Annotated in this window: 3 protein-coding genes; all 3 read right to left on the bottom strand. The window is 50.7% G+C overall.

The features are described 5' to 3' along the window. A partial coding sequence (locus ABYA77_RS14735) for an AAA family ATPase (RefSeq protein ID WP_372966716.1) occupies positions 1–635 on the bottom strand: 635 nt, incomplete at its 3' end. Between the two features lie 292 nt (positions 636–927). After that, a complete protein-coding gene (locus tag ABYA77_RS14730) occupies positions 928–2,289 on the bottom strand; it encodes a DUF1329 domain-containing protein (protein WP_372966715.1) in 1,362 nt (453 codons plus the stop codon). Between the two features lie 33 nt (positions 2,290–2,322). After that, positions 2,323–2,986, bottom strand: a 664-nt coding sequence (locus ABYA77_RS14725; RefSeq protein WP_372966714.1) for a DUF1302 family protein, incomplete at its 5' end; no start/stop codon positions are given.

The following is a 2,986-nucleotide window of genomic DNA, read 5'->3' as shown; positions in this document are numbered from 1 at the left end:
TCTAACCGCTCAACACCTATCCGTTTAAAATCTCCATTCAATTGCAACGTATGACTTTCAAACGGCATGGGCAGGCGCGAAACCATGGCGACAGCCAGATTAGCCGGAATGTGAGTAACCAAATGGTGAAGCAATCCAGTAACAGCCGGGTTGGTAAGGTACTGAGCATTGTCCAGCACCAGAACTTCATGCTGCCCCTCAACTTTCCGGGCTTTGGATACCAGCATCAACGCCAGGTGATCTTCAAAGCTTCCGTTGTTGCGCTGGGGAGAATCCGAGAGCGCCATGGCAGACGCCAACACCGAAAGAAACCTGGAAGGGGCGTTATCAGCCGCACTTAAAGAAACCCAACGTACCGAGGGTTGGCTGTTACTGCCTGATGAGTTTGTCAACGCACTCACCAGTGAGTGCGTTTTGCCATAACCACTGGGAGCTTCAATGAAAAGCACCTTACCAGGGTTAAGAGCATCACGAATTTCACTGTCCAATTCCGGGCGCGACAACCTGTCTATCGGTATCGCGGGTAATTGAAGCCGGGACTCCAGAAGGTCACGAACCAGTTCGCCATGCTGAAGACCTGCATTGGCACTCTGGAATTCATCATTGGCTGCACAGCCTTCACTCAAAGATTTCACGCTCTGCCCCACTCAAATCCGGGTCGGAAATTTAAGCTACCCGGTAAAAGCAATGATTCAATGTTGTATCTAACTGACGGCCTACGTTGAGTACGCCTTTAGTATGAATCGCACAGAGGAAGGGTAAACTAAACGGTAGGCAATCTGCAAAAAATTGACGAGTATAAGAAGTGTATGCGGCGAATTTTCAACGCACGGGCACAATGTTTGAGTAAAACCAGAGTTTTCCCCGGGCAAAAAAAACGGCGGGCCCGATAGGCCCGCCGTTTTTACAACACAAACAACCTGCGACTTAACGTGTACCCGCCCGGCGCAATGCCGCCGGTGTATAGTCACGAGCCTGGCGGTCAACACCAAAAGAATATGGATTATTCTCTTCGTTCGTCAGGCCAAGCGCCAGATAACGGCCAGAGAGCAAATCATACAACACCTCTATGGCATACCATGGCACGTCTTTGTCATAAAACTGCATGCTGTGAGCTTCTGCTACACGCCACAACTCACCACGCCCATCGTAATGGTCGATAACTGCAGCCTGCCACGAATCTTCGTCAATATAGAAGTCGCGCTGCGCATATACATGACGCTCACCTTCTTTCAAGGTAGCGCGCACGTGCCATACACGGTGCAATTCGTAACGAGTCAGGCTCTGGTTGATATGGCCAGCCTTGATGATGTCGCTATACCCAAGGTTACGATCAATCAACTTGTAGGAGTTGTACGGAATGTACATTTCCTTCTTGCCGATCAGTTCCCAGTTGTAACGGTCCGGAGCTCCGTTAAACATGTCCAGGTTATCACTGGTACGCATGCCATCTGAAGCTGTACCCGGTCCATCGTAAGCAACCTGAGGTGCGCGGCGAACCCTGCGCTGCCCGGCGTTATAAACCCACGCACGACGAGGCTCTTTAACCTGGTCTATGGTTTCATGAACCAGGAGAACGTTACCGGCCAATCGAGCTGGCGCAGTAATGGCTTGTTTAAAGTAAAACAGGACGTTGTCATCCTGACCCTTCTCATAATCGTCCAGGTAAGTGTTCCAGGTCAGCTCATCCTGAAACTTCACCACTGAGAAATCACCACTGGCTGTCGGCGTCACTTGCCCTACATTACGCTGGACTGAACCTCCACGGTAACGGGTAATGTGATTCCAGATAACCTCAAGCCCATTCTGAGGAATCGGAAATGGCGTAGCATTCTCATAACCACCCAGCCCGTTGCCGTTCTGGATCAATTCAACAGTCGTGGCATTTTCTATGGTTTCATCCATCACGTCCTGAGGATAGGTCGCCGTACGATGTGTCTTGTACACAGGAATATTGTAATCCGGGTACTGACGAATCATCGCCACCTGGCCTGGTGACAGCTTGTCTGCGTACTGATCAACATTACTTTGATCTATAACAAATTCAGCCGTTTCACTCGGGAATGGATCTACATAGATGCCATCGCCTTTATAGTCGGCTGGCGGCGTTGTAAGGCCGCCCGTCCACGCTGGAATAGCTCCGCCGTTGCCAGCTTTTTCTGCACCCATAGGAGTCAGGGTGTCACCCAGCTTGGCTGCTTCGCCGGCAGAAACCGCACCCCAGGCCTGGCCAGCACAAAGGCTCGCAGCCAGTACACCTGTGGCCAATAGTTTCTTGTTCAGTTTCATTTAAGTTACCTCGTTGAACAATTTCCGTCCGGTTCAGAATGAGTAAGAAACGCTGGCGCTTACGAAATCACGGTCAGTCATTTCATTATACGGTTTGCCACCAAAGTAGTTGGTATAACCGACGTTACCGGTAATTTTATTCTGATAAACACCCGTCAGAGACAGACCTATCGATTTATTGCCTTCGCTAAAGGCACCACCAGGTTGCGGCGCATACCCTTTCACATCATGACTCCACGCAAGCGCCGGAGACAGGTTGATTCCCGCAATCGCGTTCGGGTAATCCCAGATCAAACGGGCACGGTATCCCCACGAGAAATCAGTCACAAAACCATCATTGGTGCAGTTAGCTATATTGATGTTCGCTGACTCACCGGCCTCACACTGTCCATCAGGTAACACACCAATACCGAAGGTACCGGAGCGGCCGTAACGGGCCTCGTCTTTGCCTGGCAGGTCGTGAATATAGGTAGCGCCTACTTCTGCAACCAGCGACATGCGGCTGGCGCCCATGATCTGGTCGTAGAACTTAATCAGCGTCATTTGCGCTTGCGACACACCAAATTTGTCATAGCCGGAAACGGTTTGGTTGTCAGTTGTACCATACAAAGCTTCGAGCCTTTGCGCTTCACGCTGGTACAGCAAGCTTGTATCACGCTGCAGGCCACCGTAAATCAGCTCAAATGCGTTCCACTGA

The organism is Marinobacter sp., from assembly GCF_041595835.1.
GTDB lineage: Bacteria > Pseudomonadota > Gammaproteobacteria > Pseudomonadales > Oleiphilaceae > Marinobacter.
This window is presented reverse-complemented; position numbering and strand designations above follow the sequence as displayed.

Bases quoted from the DNA above. Each gene is read 5' to 3' on its own strand.
- ABYA77_RS14730 (WP_372966715.1), bottom strand. From the start codon at position 2,289: ATGAAACTGAACAAGAAACTATTGGCCACAGGTGTACTGGCTGCGAGC.